At 71.3% G+C, this 18,658-nt stretch carries 17 protein-coding genes; 16 read left to right on the forward strand and 1 reads right to left on the reverse strand.

The window, feature by feature from the left end:
• Positions 1-33: 33 nt before the first annotated feature.
• From E0H26_RS20650 to pheT, 10 genes are all read left to right on the forward strand, one after another.
• Complete coding sequence (locus E0H26_RS20650; protein WP_131306203.1) at positions 34-297, forward strand: phosphoribosyl-ATP diphosphatase; 264 nt, start codon at positions 34-36, stop codon at positions 295-297.
• A 45-nt stretch (positions 298-342) separates the two neighbouring features.
• Positions 343-1,188 (forward strand): ATP phosphoribosyltransferase, encoded by an 846-nt coding sequence (gene hisG, locus E0H26_RS20655; RefSeq protein ID WP_131306206.1) that lies wholly within the window; start codon positions 343-345, stop codon positions 1,186-1,188.
• Positions 1,185-2,294, forward strand: a complete 1,110-nt coding sequence (locus tag E0H26_RS20660; RefSeq protein ID WP_131306209.1) for a DMT family transporter — start codon at positions 1,185-1,187, stop codon at positions 2,292-2,294. Before hisG ends, E0H26_RS20660 begins: the two co-directional genes overlap by 4 nt.
• Entirely contained in the window at positions 2,291-2,818 is a 528-nt protein-coding gene (locus E0H26_RS20665) for a PH domain-containing protein (protein ID WP_240742279.1), read from the forward strand. Before E0H26_RS20660 ends, E0H26_RS20665 begins: the two co-directional genes overlap by 4 nt.
• Before the next feature lie 1,447 nt (positions 2,819-4,265).
• Complete coding sequence (infC, locus tag E0H26_RS20670) at positions 4,266-4,913, forward strand: translation initiation factor IF-3 (protein WP_131306212.1); 648 nt, start codon at positions 4,266-4,268, stop codon at positions 4,911-4,913.
• Positions 4,914-4,933: 20 nt separating this feature from the next.
• Entirely contained in the window at positions 4,934-5,128 is a 195-nt protein-coding gene (gene rpmI / locus E0H26_RS20675) for a 50S ribosomal protein L35 (RefSeq protein WP_111212973.1), read from the forward strand.
• A 32-nt stretch (positions 5,129-5,160) separates the two neighbouring features.
• The gene (gene rplT, locus E0H26_RS20680; RefSeq protein ID WP_131306214.1) at positions 5,161-5,553 is read left to right on the forward strand and encodes a 50S ribosomal protein L20; all 393 of its coding nucleotides are present in this window, start codon (positions 5,161-5,163) and stop codon (positions 5,551-5,553) included.
• A gap of 68 nt (positions 5,554-5,621) precedes the next feature.
• Complete coding sequence (locus tag E0H26_RS20685) at positions 5,622-6,419, forward strand: TrmH family RNA methyltransferase (protein ID WP_131306217.1); 798 nt, start codon at positions 5,622-5,624, stop codon at positions 6,417-6,419.
• A 209-nt stretch (positions 6,420-6,628) separates the two neighbouring features.
• A complete protein-coding gene (pheS, locus tag E0H26_RS20690; protein WP_131306220.1) occupies positions 6,629-7,699 on the forward strand; it encodes a phenylalanine--tRNA ligase subunit alpha in 1,071 nt (356 codons plus the stop codon).
• A 38-nt stretch (positions 7,700-7,737) separates the two neighbouring features.
• Positions 7,738-10,314 carry a phenylalanine--tRNA ligase subunit beta gene (gene pheT, locus E0H26_RS20695; RefSeq protein WP_131306223.1) on the forward strand — a complete coding sequence of 859 codons (2,577 nt, stop codon included), beginning with the start codon at positions 7,738-7,740 and terminating at the stop codon, positions 10,312-10,314.
• Between the two features lie 52 nt (positions 10,315-10,366).
• On the opposite strand, the gene E0H26_RS20700 is transcribed toward pheT, so the two are convergent.
• The gene (locus E0H26_RS20700) at positions 10,367-11,281 is read right to left on the reverse strand and encodes a Crp/Fnr family transcriptional regulator (RefSeq protein ID WP_131306226.1); all 915 of its coding nucleotides are present in this window, start codon (positions 11,279-11,281) and stop codon (positions 10,367-10,369) included.
• 118 nt (positions 11,282-11,399) lie between these two features.
• On the opposite strand from E0H26_RS20700, the gene E0H26_RS20705 reads away from it, so the two are divergent.
• From E0H26_RS20705 to E0H26_RS20730, 6 genes are all read left to right on the forward strand, one after another.
• The gene (locus tag E0H26_RS20705) at positions 11,400-12,260 is read left to right on the forward strand and encodes a hypothetical protein (protein ID WP_240742280.1); all 861 of its coding nucleotides are present in this window, start codon (positions 11,400-11,402) and stop codon (positions 12,258-12,260) included.
• A complete protein-coding gene (locus E0H26_RS20710) occupies positions 12,257-14,614 on the forward strand; it encodes a hypothetical protein (RefSeq protein WP_131306228.1) in 2,358 nt (785 codons plus the stop codon). Before E0H26_RS20705 ends, E0H26_RS20710 begins: the two co-directional genes overlap by 4 nt.
• A 164-nt stretch (positions 14,615-14,778) precedes the next feature.
• Positions 14,779-15,429 carry a hypothetical protein gene (locus E0H26_RS20715; RefSeq protein WP_240742281.1) on the forward strand — a complete coding sequence of 217 codons (651 nt, stop codon included), beginning with the start codon at positions 14,779-14,781 and terminating at the stop codon, positions 15,427-15,429.
• Positions 15,430-15,604: 175 nt separating this feature from the next.
• Positions 15,605-16,807, forward strand: coding sequence for a nucleotide sugar dehydrogenase (locus E0H26_RS20720; protein ID WP_131306234.1), 1,203 nt, complete (start codon positions 15,605-15,607; stop codon positions 16,805-16,807).
• Positions 16,804-17,583, forward strand: a complete 780-nt coding sequence (locus E0H26_RS20725; protein WP_131306237.1) for a glycosyltransferase family 2 protein — start codon at positions 16,804-16,806, stop codon at positions 17,581-17,583. Before E0H26_RS20720 ends, E0H26_RS20725 begins: the two co-directional genes overlap by 4 nt.
• A gap of 8 nt (positions 17,584-17,591) precedes the next feature.
• The gene (locus E0H26_RS20730; RefSeq protein WP_131306240.1) at positions 17,592-18,617 is read left to right on the forward strand and encodes an NAD-dependent epimerase/dehydratase family protein; all 1,026 of its coding nucleotides are present in this window, start codon (positions 17,592-17,594) and stop codon (positions 18,615-18,617) included.
• Positions 18,618-18,658: the final 41 nt, after the last annotated feature.

An 18,658-nucleotide genomic window follows, 5' to 3' on the forward strand; every position in this document is an offset into this window, starting at 1 on the left:
CACGACCGAGGGCGACTGGGAGAATCCGATTCCGTGAAGACGTTCGAGGAGTTGTTCGCCGAGCTGACGGCCAAGGCCGCAGCCGGCACCCCCGGCTCGGGCACGGTCGCCGCGCTGGAGAAGGGGGTGCACTTCATCGGCAAGAAGGTGGTCGAGGAGGCCGCCGAGTCGTGGATGGCCGCCGAGCACGAGGGGCCAGAACGCACCGCCGAGGAGATCTCCCAGCTGCTCTACCAGGTCCAGGTGCTGATGCTCGCCAGCGGTCTGGAACTGAAGGACGTCTACCGACATCTCTGAGTGCCCCGCCGTCGACCCGTCACCCGATCGAAGGAGCACTCCGTCATGCTGCGTGTCGCCGTACCCAACAAGGGTGCCCTGGCCGAATCGGCCGCCCAGATGCTGCGCGAGGCCGGCTACCGCCAGCGCACCGACCCGAAGGACCTGGTCTGCCGGGACGAGGCCAACGACCTCGAATTCTTCTACCTTCGTCCGAAGGACATCGCCACCTACGTCGGCTCCGGTGACCTGGACGTCGGGATCACCGGCCGGGACCTGCTGATCGACTCCGGCGCGCCGGCCGAGGAGGTGGTCGACCTGAACTTCGGTCGGGCCACCTTCCGCTTCGCCGCCCGGCCGGACGACATCGACGACGTACGGGAGCTGGGCGGGCACCGGATCGCCACCGCGTACCCGGGGCTGGTCGAGCGGCACCTCACCGAGCTGGGCGTCAAGGCCGAGGTGATCCGCCTGGACGGCGCGGTGGAGAACGCCATCCGCCTGGGCGTGGCCGACGTGGTGGCCGACGTGGTCGAGACCGGCGCGACGCTACGCCAGGCCGGCCTGGTGGTCTTCGGTGAGCCGCTGCTGCGTTCCTCGGCGGTGCTGGTGCGCCGGGCCGGCGCGGCGTCGCACCCGCAGGCCGAGCAGCTGCTGCGCCGGCTGCACGGGGTGCTGGTGGCCCGCCGGTACGTGATGCTCGCCTACGACGTGCCGGCCGGCCTGCTGGACCGGGCCAGCTCGCTGACCCCGGGCATCGAGTCGCCCACCGTCTCACCGCTGCACCGCGAGGGCTGGGTGGCGGTGCAGGCCATGGTGCTCCGCGACGACGTACACCGGATCATGGACGAGCTGTACGAGCTGGGCGCCCGGGCGATCCTGGTCACCAACATCCACGCCTGCCGGCTGTGAGGCGGACGCCGGCCGCGCTCGCCCTCACCCTGGTCACTCTCGGCGGCGTCGCGTCCGCCGCGCAGGGCGCGGTCAACGCCGAGCTGGGGCAGCGGGTCGGCAACGCCACGCTGGGTGCGGTCGTCAACAATCTCGGCGGGAGCCTGCTGGTCCTGGTCGGGTTGTTGGCACTGCCGTCGATGCGGACCGGGCTCGCCGCCCTACGGCGGGCCCGGCTGCCCTGGTGGTCGTACCTCGGCGGGTTGGGTGGGGCGGCCATCGTGGTGCTCGCCGCGTACGCCGTGCCGGTGCTGGGGGTGGCGGTGTTCACCATCGCCCAGGTCGCCGGGAGCAGCCTCGGCGGGCTGGCGTCGGACCGGGCCGGCCTGGCTCCGGTGGGCCGGCTGCCGCTCACCGTGCCCCGGGTGGCCGGGGCACTGCTCGGGGTGGCCGCGGTGGCCCTGGCCCAGACCGGTCGGCCCGTCGGTGACCTGGCCGTCGGCGTGCTCCTGCTGGCGGTGGCCGGTGGCGCCGGCGTGGCCTTGCAGGCCGCCCTCAACGGCCGGCTCTCCGCCGCCGGCTCGGCCGCCGCCGGGGTCGCGGTCAACTTCGTCGTCAGTACGCCGGCCGTGCTGCTCGTCGCGGCGCTGGCCGGCGCGTTCACCGGCCCGCCGATCCGCTGGCCCGACGGCTGGCACCTCTACACCGGCGGCCTGCTCGGCGTCGGCATCGTCGCCGCCCTGGTGATCGGCGTACGGGCAGCCGGCGTCCTGCGCACCGGCCTGGCCCTCGTCGGCGGTCAACTCGTCGGCGCCCTGCTCCTGGACGTGCTGCTGCCGCAGGGTCCCGGCGCCCGGCTACCGGTGCTGGCCGGCGCCCTGCTCACCCTGCTCGCCGTGCTGGTCGCCGGCCGCGGCTCCCGCGCCGCCAGCGCCGCCGCCACCGCCAGCGCCGCCGCCACCGCCGCCGCCGCCACCGCCAGCGCCCCGGCCACCGGCACCCCACCTTCCACACCGGTCCCGCCGCCGCCGTCCGGCCGGTCGTTGTCCGATTCGCTCTCGGACGATGGCGCGGTCCGTGTGGCGCCGGACGGCCCGCCGGGACCGGATGGCAAACTGGGGACATGAGTGAGCGGCGGGACGCGACGCAGGCCAGTGCCGGCACCGGCGAGCGCGAGCCGGCGGACGGCATCGGGCAGATCCGCCTGCGACCGCACCGCATCCGGCTGGTCTGCTGGATCTCGGCGGCCGTCCTGGTCGTCGTGTTCACCCTGATCGCCACCACGCTGACCGGCCCCACCGGCAACGGCTACGGCACCTTCCAGCGCGGTGACCAGTTCGCCATGATCGGGCTCGGTGTCCTGTTCGCCCTCGGCACGCTGCTGTTCACCCGCCCCCGGGTCGAGGCGGACGCCCGCGGCATCCGGGTCCGCAACATCATCGGCTCGTACGAGCTGCCCTGGGAGGTCGTACGCGGCATCCGCTTCGACCGTGGCGCCCCGTGGGCGGCCCTGGAACTCCACGACGACGACCTGCTGCCCATGGTCGCCCTCCAAGCCGCCGACAAGCAGCTCGCCGTCGACGGCGTCCGTGCCCTCCGCCGCCTGCACCAGGCGCACCTGGCCGCCGCCACCGAACGCGCCGCCCGCTGACCCGTCCCCTCCATACGCCCCGACACTCCTATTCGGGCAGCTCCTGCCCCGACAGCTCCTGCCCCGACAGCTCCTGCCCCGACAGCTCCTGCCCCGACAGCTCCTGCTCGGGCAGCTGCTGCCCCGACAGCTCTCCTAGTCCGGCAGTTCCTGCCTCGGCGGCCCTTGCTCGGCAGCTCGCTAGTCCGGCAGCTTCTGGCTCGGCCGCAGCCGTCTCGGCTGTTCTTGGCCTGGCCGTTCCCATCTCGGTTTCTGGCCTGGCCGCTCCTGGCCTGGCCGCCTAGGTTCTGTCTCGCGGATCTTGATGGTCGGGACGGCGGGTAGACCGATCGAAGTTTGACGAGTCGAGCAAGGCGTGGAAGTGGGTACCGAGTATGTCGTACCTGGCCGCTTGGTCGCGCCAGTGCTTGCGCCGTTGAGGCCGCGTTCGACCTGGCTGCGTTGCTCGTCCACGCCTCGGTCCAACGACGCTGTTCGGCCTCCTGGCCGACACCGCCGGGCGACCCGGTCCTAGCCGCGGATCTTGGTACGAGACGGCCGTCATGGGGGCCGTTTCGTACCAAGATCCGCGAGACAGAACCTAGTGCCGGCTGTGCGGCCAATTGCGGCTGCCAGCCACTGCGGTGGCCTATTGTCGGCCACCTCTCGGCCGGTCGACGCGCGTTGGACGCTGGGGGCAGGCTGCTCGACACGGCGTAGGCGGACCGTCGCGCCGGATAGTCCATCCTCCGGGTCGCCGGTCGCCGGGTCGCTCGGTCGCCGGGTCGCAGGGTCGCCGGGTTGCCGGGTTGCCGGGTTGCTCGGTCGCCGGGTCGCAGGGTCGCCGGGTTGCCGGGTCGCTCGGTCGCCGGGTCGTCGGTCGCTGTCGAGCTGAGGGCGTCAACGGATCGTCAGGTATTCGCTCTTGGTGATGGCGTCGGCGGTTCAGCTCGACAGGGCGGGTACCCGCGTCACCGTTCGTCGCACAGTGCGGGGCAGGGCAGGGCAGGGCACGGGCGGGGCAGGGCACGGCATGGGCAGGGCACGGCATGGGCAGGGCATGGTACGGACGGGTGCAGGGCAGGGCAGGGGCAGGGCGGGCAGGGGCAGGGTGCGGGGGAGGGCAATCCAGGAGGGGCGGGTCGGAGGGGGTGGGTCGGTTTGGGGGCGCGTTACCGAGGGTGTAGTGTGGTCGAGTCGACCAGGCTGTCCGCGTTGCGCGGGCGGCCACGAAAGTGGAGCGCCTGCTCCCACCCGAGTCGCCGACTGCGGTGGCCGGGTCCGGTCCCCAGTTCCGGGCACGTCCCGGTTCCGGATGCGCGATCCTGTGATCGTGCCGACCGGTCGAGCGGGCCCTGGCATGCGCCGGGGCCTTCTGCTTTCCGAGTCGGCTCCCACCGGGGGCCGCGGGGGTCGGCCCCGCATGAAGATACCGACTCGAGGAGGCCCCATCAGCGTCGAACCACGCGTGAACGAGCAGATCCGGGCACGTGAGGTCCGACTGGTCGGCCCCGAGGGTGAGCAGGTGGGCATCGTCCCGCTGGAGCGCGCCCTTCAGCTGGCCGCGGACGTCGATCTGGACCTGGTCGAGGTTGCGCCGATGGCGCGCCCGCCGGTGTGCAAGCTCATGGACTTCGGCAAGTTCAAGTACGAGAGCGCACTGAAGGCGCGCGAAGCGCGGCGTAACCAGCAGCAGACCGTCATCAAGGAGATGAAGCTCCGGCCGAAGATCGATCCGCACGACTACGAGACCAAGAAGGGTCACGTGGTGCGGTTCCTCAAGGCCGGCGACAAGGTCAAGGTGACGATCATGTTCCGCGGTCGCGAGCAGAGTCGCCCGGAGCTGGGCTACCGGCTCCTGCGCCGACTCGAGTCCGAGATCACGGAATTGGGATACGTCGAGTCCGCTCCGAAGCAGGACGGCCGAAACATGATCATGGTTCTCGCTCCGCACCGGGCCGTGAAGGCGTCCGCGGTCGCCGCCACGGCGTCCCGTGGTGGACCCCGGGAGCGGACCGCGGAGGAGCCCGCCACCGCGGTGGCCGCCGAGTCTGCGGCCAGTGAGAGCGCAGCAGCCGGGGAGACCGGCACGACCGCTGACACCAGCGGCCAGTAACAGGGGAGAAGACGTTCCACATGCCGAAGATGAAGAGCCACACGGGGACGGGCAAGCGGGTCCGCGTAACCGGCAAGGGCAAGATCATGAAGCAGCAGGCCGGTCTGCGCCACAACCTGGAGAAGAAGCCCTCCACCCGTACCCGGCGGCTGACGGGCCTGGTCGAAGCGGCCAAGTCCGACGTCAAGCGCCTCAAGAAGCTGCTCGGCCGCTGACGCGCGCCACCTGAGCCCAAGAAGGAGTTGAGATGGCACGCGTCAAGCGGGCTGTGAACGCCCAGAAGAAGCGCCGTACCCTGCTGGAGACCGCGAGCGGCTACCGCGGTCAGCGCTCCCGGCTGTACCGCAAGGCCAAGGAGCAGGTGCTGCACTCGATGCAGTACGCCTACCGGGACCGTCGCGACCGCAAGGGCGACTTCCGGCAGTTGTGGATCCAGCGGATCAACGCGGGTGCCCGCGCCAACGGGATGACCTACAACCGGCTGATCCAGGGCCTGCGCCTGGCCGGCATCGAGGTCGACCGCAAGATCCTGGCCGACCTGGCCGTCAACGACGCTCCCGCGTTCGCGGCGATCGTCGAGCTGGCCCGGGCCGCGGTCAAGGCCGAGGGCACCGGCGGCGCGCCGGCCCAGGCCGCCTGATCCCCGCACAGCGCAGCGAGGCGTCCCTCGACGAGGGGGGCGCCTCGCGCGTGTGTGGTGAGGACACCATGCCCTTCACGCCGCGTACGCCCCGGGTGGTCGCCGCCCGCCGGCTGCAACGCCGCCGCGAACGCGAGGCCACCGGCCGGTTCCTGGCCGAGGGACCGCAGGCGGTCCGCGAGGCGCTGAGTCGCCCCCGAACCGTGGTGGAGCTGTTCGGTACGCCCGACGCGCTCGACCGGTACGCCGACCTGGCGGCGACCGCCGCCGGCGCCGACGTACCCGTCTCCGAGGTGACCGACGAGGCCCTGGCGGCGCTCGCCGAGACCGTCGCCCCGCAGGGGCTCGTCGCCGTCTGCCAGCACCTCGACGTGCCGCTGGCGGCGGCCCTGGCCCGCCACCCGCGGCTGGTCGCCGTGCTCGCCGGGATCCGTGACCCGGGCAATGCCGGCACCGTGCTGCGTACCGCCGACGCGGCCGGCGCCGCGGCGGTGGTCTTCGCCGGGGAGACGGTCGACCCGTACAACGGCAAGTGCGTACGCGCGTCGGCCGGCAGCCTGTTCCACGTCGACGTGGTGCGCGAGCGTGACCCGGCGGCGGTGGTCGCCGCGGCGCGGGCTGCCGGTCTGGTCGTGCTCGCCGCCAGCGGCTACGGCGAGGCGGACCTGGACGAGTTGGCCGACGTCGGCCGGCTGGCCGCACCCACCGCCTGGCTGTTCGGCTCCGAGGCGCACGGGCTCCCCGGCGAGCTGGCCGAGGCCGCCGACGCCCGGGTCCGGGTGCCGCTGCACGGGCGGGCCGAGAGCCTCAACCTGGCTGCGGCCGCAGCCGTCTGCCTGTACGCTTCGGCGAGAGCACAGCGCTGACGTGAGGTCACGCGCCGAGCACGAGGAGAGCGGCTCCCATGGTGGACGCACCACGGCGCATGTTTAGCCAGCCCGCCGGTGTCGGCGGGCGGCGGGCCTGACCTGCTCTCGCACAACTCCCACCGGCGGGCTGCGGCGCAGCCGCGCGTCCGTAGACTCGCTTCGCCGCCCGTGAGGGCTGGCGCCGCCGTGAGGAGTGCCCGTACGCCATGACCTACCGCAACGATCCGTACGACCCGAAGCAGGTCGCCCTGCTCGACCCGGCCGCCCTGGCCGACGCCGTGACCGAGGCCGAGAAGGCGTTCGCCGCCGCCGGTGACCCCGACGCCCTGGCCGCGGTACGCCCGGCGCACCTCGGCGACCGCGCACCGGTCTCGCTGGCCCGCCGGGAGATCGGCGCGCTGCCGCCGGCCGCCAAGGCCGACGCCGGCAAACGGGTCAACGAGGCCCGCCGCAGCATCGAGCAGGCCCACGCCGCCCGGGCCGAGGTGCTCGACCGCGAACAGGCGCAGCGGGTCCTGGTCGCCGAACGCGTCGACGTGACGCTGCCCTACGACCGGCGCCCGCGTGGCTCCCGGCACCCCATCACGGTACTGATGGAGCAGATCAGCGACCTGTTCATCGGGATGGGCTACGAGGTGGCCGAGGGGCCCGAGGTCGAGCTGGAGTGGACGAACTTCGACGCGCTCAACATCCCCGCCGACCATCCGGCCCGTGGCCTGATGGACACCTTCCACATCGCACCCGCCGAGGAGTCGGGGTTGGTGCTGCGCACCCACACCTCGCCGGTGCAGGCGCGCACCATGCTGACCCGCAAGCCGCCGATCTACGTGGTCGTGCCCGGCCGGGTCTACCGCACCGACGAGTTGGACGCCACCCACTCCCCGGTCTTCTACCAGGTCGAGGGCCTGGTGGTGGACAAGGGCATCACCATGGCCCACCTGCGCGGCACGCTCGACCACTTCGCTCGGGCGATGTTCGGTGAGGGCGCGAAGACCCGGTTCCGGCCGCACTACTTCCCGTTCACCGAGCCGTCCGCGGAGTTCGACGTCTGGTTCCCAGAGCACCGCAAGGGTCCGCAGTGGGTCGAGTGGGGCGGCTGCGGCATGGTCAACCCCCGGGTGTTGCGGGCCTGCGGCATCGACCCGGAGGTCTACTCCGGATTCGCCTTCGGCATGGGCATCGACCGCACCGTGATGTTCCGGCACGGGGTGGGCGACATGCGGGACATGGTCGAGGGTGACGTCCGGTTCACCCGGGCGTTCGGCAACGGGGCTTAGTGCGGGCGCGCGAGTTACGGAGACGGTGGTAACGAGTCATGCGAGTTTCTGTCAGTTGGTTGCGGGAGTACGTCGACCTCCCCGACCTGCCCGCCAGTGCGCTGGAGCGGTCCCTGGTCGACCTGGGCATCGAGGTCGAGTCCATCGTGGACCTGTCCGCCACGGTCACCGGCCAGTTGGTGGTCGGCGAGGTCCTCGAAATCGAGGAGTTGACCGGCTTCAAGAAGCCGATCCGGTTCTGCCGGGTGAACGTGGGCGCCGCCAACGGCACCGGCGAACCGCAGGAGATCGTCTGCGGGGCGCGCAACTTCGCCCCCGGCGACCGGGTCGTGGTGATCCTGCCCGGTGGGGTGCTGCCCGGCGGCTTCGCGATCGGCGCCCGTAAGACGTACGGGCGTAACTCCCACGGCATGATCTGCTCCGCGAAGGAGTTGGGCCTGGGCGACGACCACTCCGGCATCCTGGTGCTGCCCGAGCACGTCGTCGCCAAGCCCGGCGACGACGCGCGGCCGGTGGTCGGCCTCGACGACGTCGTCGTCGAGGTGGAGGTCACCCCCGACCGGGGCTACCAGATGTCGCTGCGCGGACTCGCCCGGGAACTGGCACACGCCCTCGGAGTGGGCTTCCAGGATCCGGGCCGGGCCGCCACGGCACCCGGCACCGCCGCCCCGGCCTACCCGGTGGAGGTCCGCGACCCGGTCGGCTGCGACCGGTTCGCCGCCCGGATGGTGCGCGGCGTCGACCCGACGGCGCAGACGCCGGACTGGATGCAGCAGCGACTCACCATCGCCGGCATCCGCAGCATCTCGCTGCCCGTCGACATCACCAACTACGTGATGCTCGAACTCGGCCAGCCGATGCACGCCTTCGACGCCGACCGCATCGCCGGCCCGCTGGTGGTCCGCCGGGCCGTGCCGGGGGAGAAACTCACCACGCTCGACGGGGTGACCCGTGCCCTCGCCCCCGAGGACATGGTCATCTGCGACGCCGGCCTGCCGAACCCGCTCGCCGGAGACGGCGACGGCACGCCGATCTCGCTCGCCGCCGTGATGGGTGGCGAAACCAGCGAGGTGCTGCCGAGCACCGTCAACGTCCTCTTCGAGGCCGCGCACTGGGACCCGGCGATGGTCGGGCGCACCGCTCGCCGGCACAAGCTGTTCAGCGAGGCGGCGAAGCGGTGGGAGCGGGGTGTCGACCCGGCCCTGCCGCTGGTCGCCCTGGAGCGGGCGGTCGCGCTGCTCACCGCGTACGCGGGCGGCACCGTCGGCGACGAGGTGCTGGACATCGACCACGTCGCGCCGCGTACCCCGGTGCCGCTGCCGGTCGACCTGCCCAGCCAGCGGGTCGGCGTGGCGTATCCGCCGGCACGGGTGGTCGCCCTGCTGGAGCACATCGGCTGCACCGTCACCCGGGGCACCGACCGGCTGACCGAGGACCCGGGCGAGGTCGGTGTCGCCGCCGGTGACACCGAGACGCTGAGCGTCACCCCGCCGACCTGGCGGCCCGACCTGACCGACCCGGCCGACCTGGTCGAGGAGGTGGTCCGCCTCGACGGCTACGACAAGGTTCCGTCGCTGCTGCCGACCGCACCGCCCGGCCGGGGCCTGACCTCGCAGCAGCGGCGCAACCGGGCGGTGTCCCGAACGCTGGCCGAGCGCGGCTACGTCGAGGTGCTGGCACACCCGTTCGTCGCCACCGGACTCGCCGACCAACTCGGTCTGCCCGCCGACGACCCGCGCCGCCAGGCCGTACGGGTGGCCAACCCGCTGTCCGACGAGGAGCCGTTGCTGCGCACCACCCTGCTCGGCCCGCTGCTCGGCATCGTGAAGCGCAACCTCGGTCGTGGCCTACGCGACCTGGCGCTCTACGAGATCGGTGTGGTCTTCCACCCGCGTCCGGGTGCCGGCAGCCCGCCGGCCATGGGGGTCGACCGGCGACCCACCGACGCCGAGTTCGCCGCCGCCGACGCGGTGGTCCCGCACCAGCCCCGGCACGTCGCCGTGGTGCTGACCGGCGACATCGAGCCGGCCGGCTGGTGGGGTGCCGGACGCCTGGCCGGCTGGGCGGACGCCGTCCAGGCGGGCCGTGAGGTGCTGGCCGCCGCCGGCATCCCCGCTGAGCGCATCGAGGCGCGGGCCGCCGAGTACGCTCCCTGGCACCCCGGCCGCTGCGCCCAGCTACTGGTCGACGGGGCGGTGGTCGGCCACGCCGGCGAGCTGCACCCGGCGGTGTTGGCGGCGCTGGAACTGCCCCGGCGTACCAGCGCCATGGAGTTGGACCTGGACGCGTTGCCGGCGGCGCCGGTGTTGCCCGCGCCCGCGGTTTCCGGTTTCCCGCCGGCCCTGATCGACGTGGCGCTGGTGGTCGACGACACGGTCCCCGCCCAGGCCGTCCAGCAGGCCCTCACCGAGGGCGCCGGTGAGCTGCTGGAATCGGTGCGCCTGTTCGACGTGTACGCCTCGGAGCAGTTGGGGACCGGCCGCAAGTCGCTGGCCTACAAGCTCACCTTCCGGGCTCCGGACCGCACCCTCACCGTCGAGGAGGCTGTCGCCGCCCGCGACGCCGCGGTGGCCCGCGCCACCGAACGCGTCGGCGCCACCCTCCGCGGCGCCTGAGGTGTAAGGAAGGGCTCCTTCTTAACGCCTCGTGCATAGGAAGGGGCCCTTCTTAACACTCGTCGGCGTCGAGCTGCCCGATCTCCTGGAGACGGGGCAGGTCTCGCACGGTCATCCGGCGGTAGTCGGTGTCGACCAGCCCGTCGGTTCGTAGCTCTCGGAGAATTTTCTGGACCGACGTCTCGGAGGCACCACAGATGGAGGCCAGTTCCGGCTGGGTGAGTCGTACGTCGATGACGACCCCGTCGGGTGCCTGGCGGCCGTGCGTACGGGACAACTCAGCGATCACCCGGGCAACCCGGATCCGCACCGGGTACGAGGAGAAGTCGATCCGCCTCCGATTCGACCAGCGCAACCGGTCGGAAACCATCGCGGCCAGTTCGAGCGCGGCGTCGGGGTTGGCCCTGAGAAACTCGCGGAACCGCGCCAAGCTGATCACGCTGTAGCGGGCAGCGCCGCAGGCGGTGACGGTCGCCGAGCGTGGCCGGTCGTTGAGCGCCGACATCTCGCCCACCAAGTCACCGCCGACCCGCAGCGACAGCAGTGCGGTGCGGCCGTCCGGCAGGGCTGCGGTGACCTTTGTCAGGCCCTCCTCGATCAGCACCAGGTGTGTCTGCCGTTGTCCCTCGTGGATCAGGATCTGACCGGCTGGCACCTGGCGACGGACGCCGAGTCCCAGCAGGGCGGCCCGGACGGGCGGACCAAGCCGTTGCAGGAACGTGCCATAGGGCCACTCCGGGCTCTGAGGTGGTTCGCGCCGCATCCAGGCCCCCACTCTGCTCAAGCGACGACAGTGCCCGCAGCGTAGCCAACCGACTGCGGTACGCCATGCTCGGCGTAGCCGCGCAACCGGCGCTCCCTGCCGGCGTAACAGTGCCGCCGCGATCAGGTAGGCAAGCAGCAGGCCGAGCGTCAGGTACGGGTCCAGGCCCAAGGCCAGCAGCACGTCGATCGGCACATTCCACATACGACAAGTGCATCGTGGACGCCCATGGGGGATGCCCGCACGGTACGGGAAGACCGCTACCGGACAATCCCGTCGATGCCGTACTTCTACGGGGTCTCGGCGGGCCCACGGACGTTGGATGTCGCTCGTGCCCGGCCTTGGTGGCCGGGGTGAGGAGGGCGACGACATGCAACATCCGGAGCGGCGGCTGTTGGTCTGCGTGGACATGGAACGCTACAGCCGGCGGGGCAACATCCAGCAGTACGAAGCACAGCAGGACTTCCACCGACTGCTGCGCGAAGCGGCCGACGAGGTGGGCATGGACCGCGTCGGCTGGACGACGCAGCAGGCGGGGGACGGAGAGTTGGCCGTCCTGCCGCGGGAGCTTCCCGAGGCGAGGGTGATCGGCCGCTTTCTGCCGGAGCTGAACCGGCGGCTGCGGCAGTACAACGCCAGCCGCCTTTCGGTGGCCCGCATCCGGCTCCGGGTGGCGGTGCACCAGGGCATGGTGCACCTTGACGGGGCCAACGGTTTTCCCGGTCAGGCGGTCGTCCTGGTCAGCCGGCTCTGCGACGCGGCCCCCGTACGCCGAGCCTTGGCGGCCTTTCCCGACGCGGGGGTCGCACTGGTGGTCTCCGCCGACATCTACCGCGACGTGGTGACCGAATACCCGGAGGAGATCCGGCCGGAGCGGTTCCGGCGGATCGAGGTGGTTCACGCGGACAAGGGGTTCCGGGAACCGGCGTGGCTCTGCGTCCTGGACGAGGACGTCACCTTGTGGCGGGACGAGTCGTCGCCCGGCGCGGAGGCGACGCCGCCCGACGCGCCGCCGGAGCCACTCGCACCCGGCGGCACGAGGCGTGCGACTGAGCCGCCAGCCGGCGGCGGCATTCGTACCGGAGACATCCGGGTCGACGGCCAGAACGCCGTGGGACCCGGCGCGATAGCGATCGGTTCCATCGGTCGCGACGCGATTCTGCGCCCGGGCGTGGATCGATGATCAACATCGAGCGGGCGTCGGTCCCCGGATCCACGGCAGAGGGCGTCGACCCGGCCGCAGCCCGGGTACCAGGCGGATCCCGGCCGAGCCAGCCGGTGATCGGTGAACGTCCCGGCGCTGCCGCAGCCGTCGCCGAGCCCGGCGGCGATCCGACTCAGGAGCGTCCCGGTGATTCGCCGATCGACTCCGCTCAGGAGGGGACACCAGACGGCGAGGCGGACCCGGCCCCGCCCACGACGGACCGGGCGGATGAGGCCGACGAGGCGGACGAGGTGGACGACCGCGAGGACTCGCTGGACTCCGGCGATGTGCTGCGCCGGCTCGGTGGCCTGTTCGGCGGCGCCCGGATCGATGCTGGCGACATGTTCGTCCGGGGGCAGAACGCCACCGGGCACGGCGCCGTGGCGATCGGCACGGTCAATGTCAGTGCGGCGACGGAGTCGGTGGACGGGCGCCGGGTCTGGTCGGAGACGCTCAGCGAGGCCACCGTGCTGGACTGGCGGTGGGGCTATGCGCCCGCCGGCAGCGACCAGCAACTCGATCACCACCTGAGGCAGCGTCACCTGGCGTGCCTGTCCGGCCCGGCGGGAAGTGGGCGCTTCACCTCGGCAGTGATCGCCTTGGCTCGCCTGCACGGCGCGAGCGGGGTGAACGTCATCGGTGTCGAGCAGCTCACCGACCTGTTCCAGACGAAACTGGGTCAACGGGGCGGATGCGGCTACGTGCTGCGGCTCACCGACGAGGACGTCCGTGCGCTGGACGGCTACACCCTGATGGGGCTGGCCGCCCGGGCCGTGACGAACGGGACGTCGCTGCTGCTGGTTGGCGATTTCTCCCGGCGCGTCCAGGACTTCGCCGGGCACGTCGTCGAGCATCGACCGGCTCCTGCGGCAGAGGTGTTCCGGACCCGGCTACGACGCGAGTTGACCGGACGGTGCGTGGGTTTCTGCGCTGATCGCTGTGCTGGCGAGTGCGTGGAACAGTACGTCGACGAGGAGTGCGTCCGCCATCCGCTGCTGTCGGCGTACCTGGCTGGGGCACCCCAGCCCCGCGAGGTGGTTCCCGTGGTGGAGGCCATCGCGCAGACGGCGCCCCGAGCCAGGTCACTGACCGACCGGCTGGCGCAACTGTTGCCCCGGCAGCTTCGGGAGCGTGCCGCGCAGATCCTCGACCCGCAGGCCGACGCCGGTCTCGCGGTGGGCTGGTCAGCAGAGCAGGTGCGGGCGTTCCGGCTGTCCTGTGCGGTTCTCTCCGGATTGCCGGCGACCGAGATACGCACGGCGGCCGATCGGCTGGTACCAGCTGAGGGGAGGGCGCAGCCGGCCGCCGTACGACTCCGTGGCACCACCCTCGACGACCTGCTCGGGCCGACGCTACGCGCCGCAGTGGTGGTGCCCGACGAGGAGTGGAGCACCGGTGGTAGCCGGGTGCAGTTCGCACCCGGTACCGAGCAACTCCGCTCCGCTGTTCTCGACGCGGCGTGGACCGACTGGTGGCCGCCCCGGGTGCTGCTCGGCTGGCTCGCGGAGATGGTGCGCGCGGACCAGCCGGACGTACGACAGGCGGCGGCCGCCGCCATCGGGTGGTCGGCCGGCCGGGACGTGCAGACGGCCCTGAACATTGTGCGCGACCTGGCCCGGGAGCGGCGAGCGAGCGTACGGCAGGCAGCCGCGATCGTCCTCGTCGCGATTGCGATGCAGCCCCGACTACGGCAGCGGGTCAGCATCGAGTTGGACAGTTGGGCCGACGGTCAGGCGGCACACCTGCGCGACACCGTCGCCCGCGCCCACGAACTCGGGCTGGCCCGGCTGTGGCCGAACGCGGCCCTGGTGCAGCTTCGGCTGGTCGCGTCCGGGCGGATGCAACGCTGGCACAACTCGGTGGTTCGCGGCTTGGTCGAGGTTTACCAGGGCGGACACGGGGCCGCTCTGGTGCAATCCCTCACGCAGTGGACGGAATCGACTGACCGGGAGGTGCGGCTGCACGCCGCGCGGGCCTTGCGGATCCTGGCCGAACGCTGGGCCCGACCACCCCGGGAGCACTGGCCGGAACTGCTGGAATTGACCCGTAGCGACATCATCTCGGCCAATGACCTGGCGATTCTCTGGGCGACAGCGCTGAGCATGCCCGAGACGGCGTACCGCTCCTGGCGGACGCTCGGCTTCTGGCTCGGCCGCGCGGACGGCCAGCCCGAGGTGGCCGCGCACGTCCTGGCGCTGCTGCGGCTCGTGCTGGCCGGGCGCCCCCCGTTGCGTCGCCGGCTCGATCACCAACTGCGGCACGTCTGGCGCCCGGTCATGCCCGGGTGCGCTCTGCTCAACGACGTCGAAGCACTGAATTTCGAGGATGCCTGATGACCACTCGACCCTCTGGAACCCCCCATGTGCGCCCCGGCGTGCCGCCGCAGACGCGCCGTTGGTGGCACACCATCTTTCCGCCCGCTCCCGGCCTCGCGCCGCCGGCTCCCGTAGCGCCTGCTCGGGTCACCTTCCGGCAGGATGTGCCGCAACCTCTCCTGGTGCCGGCGAAGGGCGACGCATTCGACTTCAACCTGCACGCCGTCTACCTCTGGACCGCGACCAACATGACCTTCGACGAACTGCGACTGCGGGCCGAGGCGCTGCTGCCCTGGGCGGCAGGCATCGTCCGTGAGCGTGCCGTCGATCTGGCCCGCGAGCATGAGCCGCACCGCGCCCACGACCTCGAACAGGCGCTGAACAACCTGTTGATGCACCAGCGTTGGCCACAGGAAGCACACCTACCGCAGTTCACGGTGCGGTTACGGGTCAGCCTGGACGAGCGGGTGCGGGAACGGCTGCGCCCGTACTGGGAACAGCGGATCAAGCTTGAGTGCGACCACGAACTTGAGAAGATCCGCACCCGGCAGGCCGACGATCTGACCCGTCGGTGGGCTGCTGTCCTGCAGAACCTCCAGGACGAGCCGGTCACCGCACATGCCGCACGACTGACCGGTGAACAGTTCGCTGAGGTATTCCACCACTATGTCGCTGAACGCCGTGCCATCGTCCCGGGGCTGGTGGAGTTGCTGCGGGAAGCGGTCAAGGGGCACAACGACCTCGGTCTCGGCCCCTCGGAGTACACCCAGGCATGGGATGCCGCGCTGCGGGCGTACGAGCGGCAGCAGGGACTCGCTCGACAAACGAGGTGACCTTCCGCCGTCGGCTCCCCCTGCGGCGAGCGGGAAGAGCCGGCGGCGGGCCAGCATCGACCGAAAGGTCAACACCGATGGATCGTTTGGTTACCCATGAGTCACGTCTGAGGGGTTAGCCTGCTCTGATCCCGGTGACCCTGGGATCACCCGCCACCCCCACGGGAGTCCCCTCATGCCCGATGATGCACCCACCTCGGTCGACGTCTGCATAGTCGGTGGTGGTGGCCGGGTGGGCCTGCCGCTGGGTATCGCGTTCGCTGCCCGTGGGCTCTCCGTCGTGCTGTACGACATCAACGCCGAGGCGGTCGCCACGGTCAACGCGGCCAAGTTGCCGTTTGCCGAGGCCGGGGCGGCTGAGCCGTTGGCCGAGGCGGTTGCTGCCGGCCGGTTGCGGGCGACCACCGACCCGGCTGCGGTCGGCGCCTCGGAGCATCTGGTGGTGGTGGTCGGTACGCCGGTCGACGAGCATCTCAACCCGGACCTGGGTGCGGTGCCGCGGGCCCTGGAGCGGTGTGCCGAGCACCTGCGGGACGGGCAGCTGATCGTGCTGCGTAGCACCGTCTATCCCGGAGTGACGGCGCTGACCGAGAAACTGCTGGCCGGTCGGGGGCTGCATGCCGACGTGGCGTTCTGCCCGGAGCGGATCGCCGAGGGGCACGCGATGACGGAGTTGTTCACGCTGCCGCAGATCGTGGCGGCGCGGACGCCGCAGGCGCTGGCCCGGGCGGAGAAGCTGTTCCGGCACCTGACCGACCGGATCGTCACCCTGACGCCCGAAGAGGCGGAGCTGGCGAAGCTGTTCACCAACACCTGGCGGTACATCAAGTTCGCCACCGCCAACCAGTTCTGGATGATGGCCAACGATTTCGGGCTGGACTTCGCCCGGATCCGGCACGCCGTGGCGTACGAGTATCCGCGCGCCGCCGACCTGCCGATGCCCGGGTTCGCGGCCGGGCCGTGCCTGTTCAAGGACACCATGCAGTTGGCGGCGTTCAACCGGAACAACTTCGTGCTGGGCCACTCGGCGATGCTGATCAACGAGGGGCTGCCGCTGTACCTGGTGTCCCGGTTGGAGGATCGGTTCGACCTGGCCGCCTCGACGGTGGGCATTCTCGGCATGGCCTTCAAGGGGGGCAGCGACGATCCTCGGGAGAGCCTGGCGTACAAGCTGCGCAAGATCCTGGCGTTGAAGACCCGGGAGACGCTCTGCACCGACCCGTACGTGGCCGACGAGCGGCTCGTCGACCTCGATGAGGTGCTGCGCCGGGCCGACCTGCTGGTCATCGCCGCGCCGCACGAGCAGTACGCCCGCCTCGACACCGACAAACCGGTGATCGACATGTGGGGCCTGACCGGGCAGGGGGTGCGGGTGTGATTCCCCGGGTCTCGGTGATCGTGCCGGTCTACAACGAGGGCGAGGCGATCGTCCGCTGCCTGGAGCGGATGCTGCGCGAGTTGTTGCTGCCGGCCGAGGTGCTGATCGTGCACGACATGCCGGAGGACACCACGGTCCCGTACGTCGAACAGGCCGCCCGGACCGATCCTCGGGTGCGGGCGGTGCTGAACACCTACGGGCGCGGCCCGGCCAACGCGATCCGGTTCGGCATCGACGTGGCGCGGGCGCCGGTCGTGGTGGTGACGATGGCCGACGGCTGTGACGACCCCCGGCAGATCGACGAGTTGGCCCGGCTGGTGGATCGGGGTGTGGTGGTCGCCGCCGCCTCTCGGTACATGCCGGGCGGCCAGCAGGTCGGTGGGCCGAGGCTGAAGCGGATGATGTCCCGCTGGGCGGGTCGCAGCCTCTACACCCTGGCGAGGGTGGGCACCCGGGACGCGACCAACAGCTTCAAGGCGTACGACACCGCCTTCGTTCGTGAGGTGGGCATCGAGTCGCGGACCGGTTTCGAGATCGGGCTGGAGTTGACCGCGAAGGCGACACGGTTGCGGCTGCCGGTGGCGGAGATCCCGACGATCTGGCTGGACCGGCCGCTCGGCGAGTCCCACTTCGATCTCGGCCGGTTCCTCCCCGGGTACCTGCGCTGGTATGTGTTCGCCTACGGTCGACGGCTGAGCCGGGAGAAGCTGGCCGCCCGGGTGCGGACGGCGCCGGCTCCGGCCCGCAGCGGCAGCACCGAGTACGAGACGGCTTAGGAGCGCAGGTGGCGAAGGTCCTGGTTACTGGTTCGGCCGGTTTCATCGGCGGCTATCTCGTCTCGGAGCTGTTGGACCGTGGCCACGAGGTGGTCGGGGTGGACAACTTCTCCAAGTACGGCCCGGTCAGCCACAGCTACGACGCGCATCCCCGGTTCCGCTTCGTCGAGGGCGACGCCCGCGACACCGACCTGCTGACCGAGTTGCTCGACGGCTGTGACCATCTGGTGGCCGGGGCGGCGATGATCGGTGGCATCTCCTACTTCCACGCGTACGCCTACGACCTGCTCGCCACCAACGAGCGGATCATGGCGGCGACCTGTGACGCGGCGCTGCGGGCCCACCGGGACGGCGCCCTGACCAAGGTCACCTACCTCTCCTCCTCGATGGTGTACGAGTCGACCGGGCACTGGCCGAGCCGGGAGGGCGACGAGCGGCGCATCCCGCCACCGCTGTCGTCGTACGGTTTTCAGAAGCTGGCCGTGGAGTACTACGCCCGGGCGGCCTGGGAGCAGTACCAGTTGCCGTACACGATCGTGCGGCCGTTCAACTGCGTGGGTGTGGGGGAGGGTCGGGCGCTGGGGCAGGCCGAGGTGCTCTCCGGCAACGTGAAGCTGGCCATGTCGCACGTGGTGCCCGACCTGGTGCAGAAGATCGTCAAGGGGCAGGACCCGCTGCACATTCTCGGCGCGGGCGACCAGGTGCGGCACTACACCTACGGCGGGGACCTGGCCCGGGGCATCGCGTTGGCGATCGAGCATCCGGCGGCGTACAACGAGGATTTCAACCTCTCGACCGCCCGGTCGACCACGGTGCTGGAACTCGCCGAGCTGATCTGGCACAAGATCAAGGGTGCCGAGGTGCCGTTCCGGTACGTCAGCGACGAGCCGTTCCGCTACGACGTGCGCATGCGCGTGCCGGACACCAGCAAGGCCAGCGAGGTGCTGGGCTTCACCGCCGGCACCTCGCTGGACGAGATGCTGGCCGAGGTCATCCCGTGGGTCACCCAGGCGGTGCTGGACGGCCGGTTGTAGATGTAAGGAAGGGCCCCTTGTTAACGCCTGCGGTAGAGCAG

The organism is Micromonospora zingiberis (assembly GCF_004331455.1).
GTDB lineage: Bacteria > Actinomycetota > Actinomycetes > Mycobacteriales > Micromonosporaceae > Micromonospora > Micromonospora zingiberis.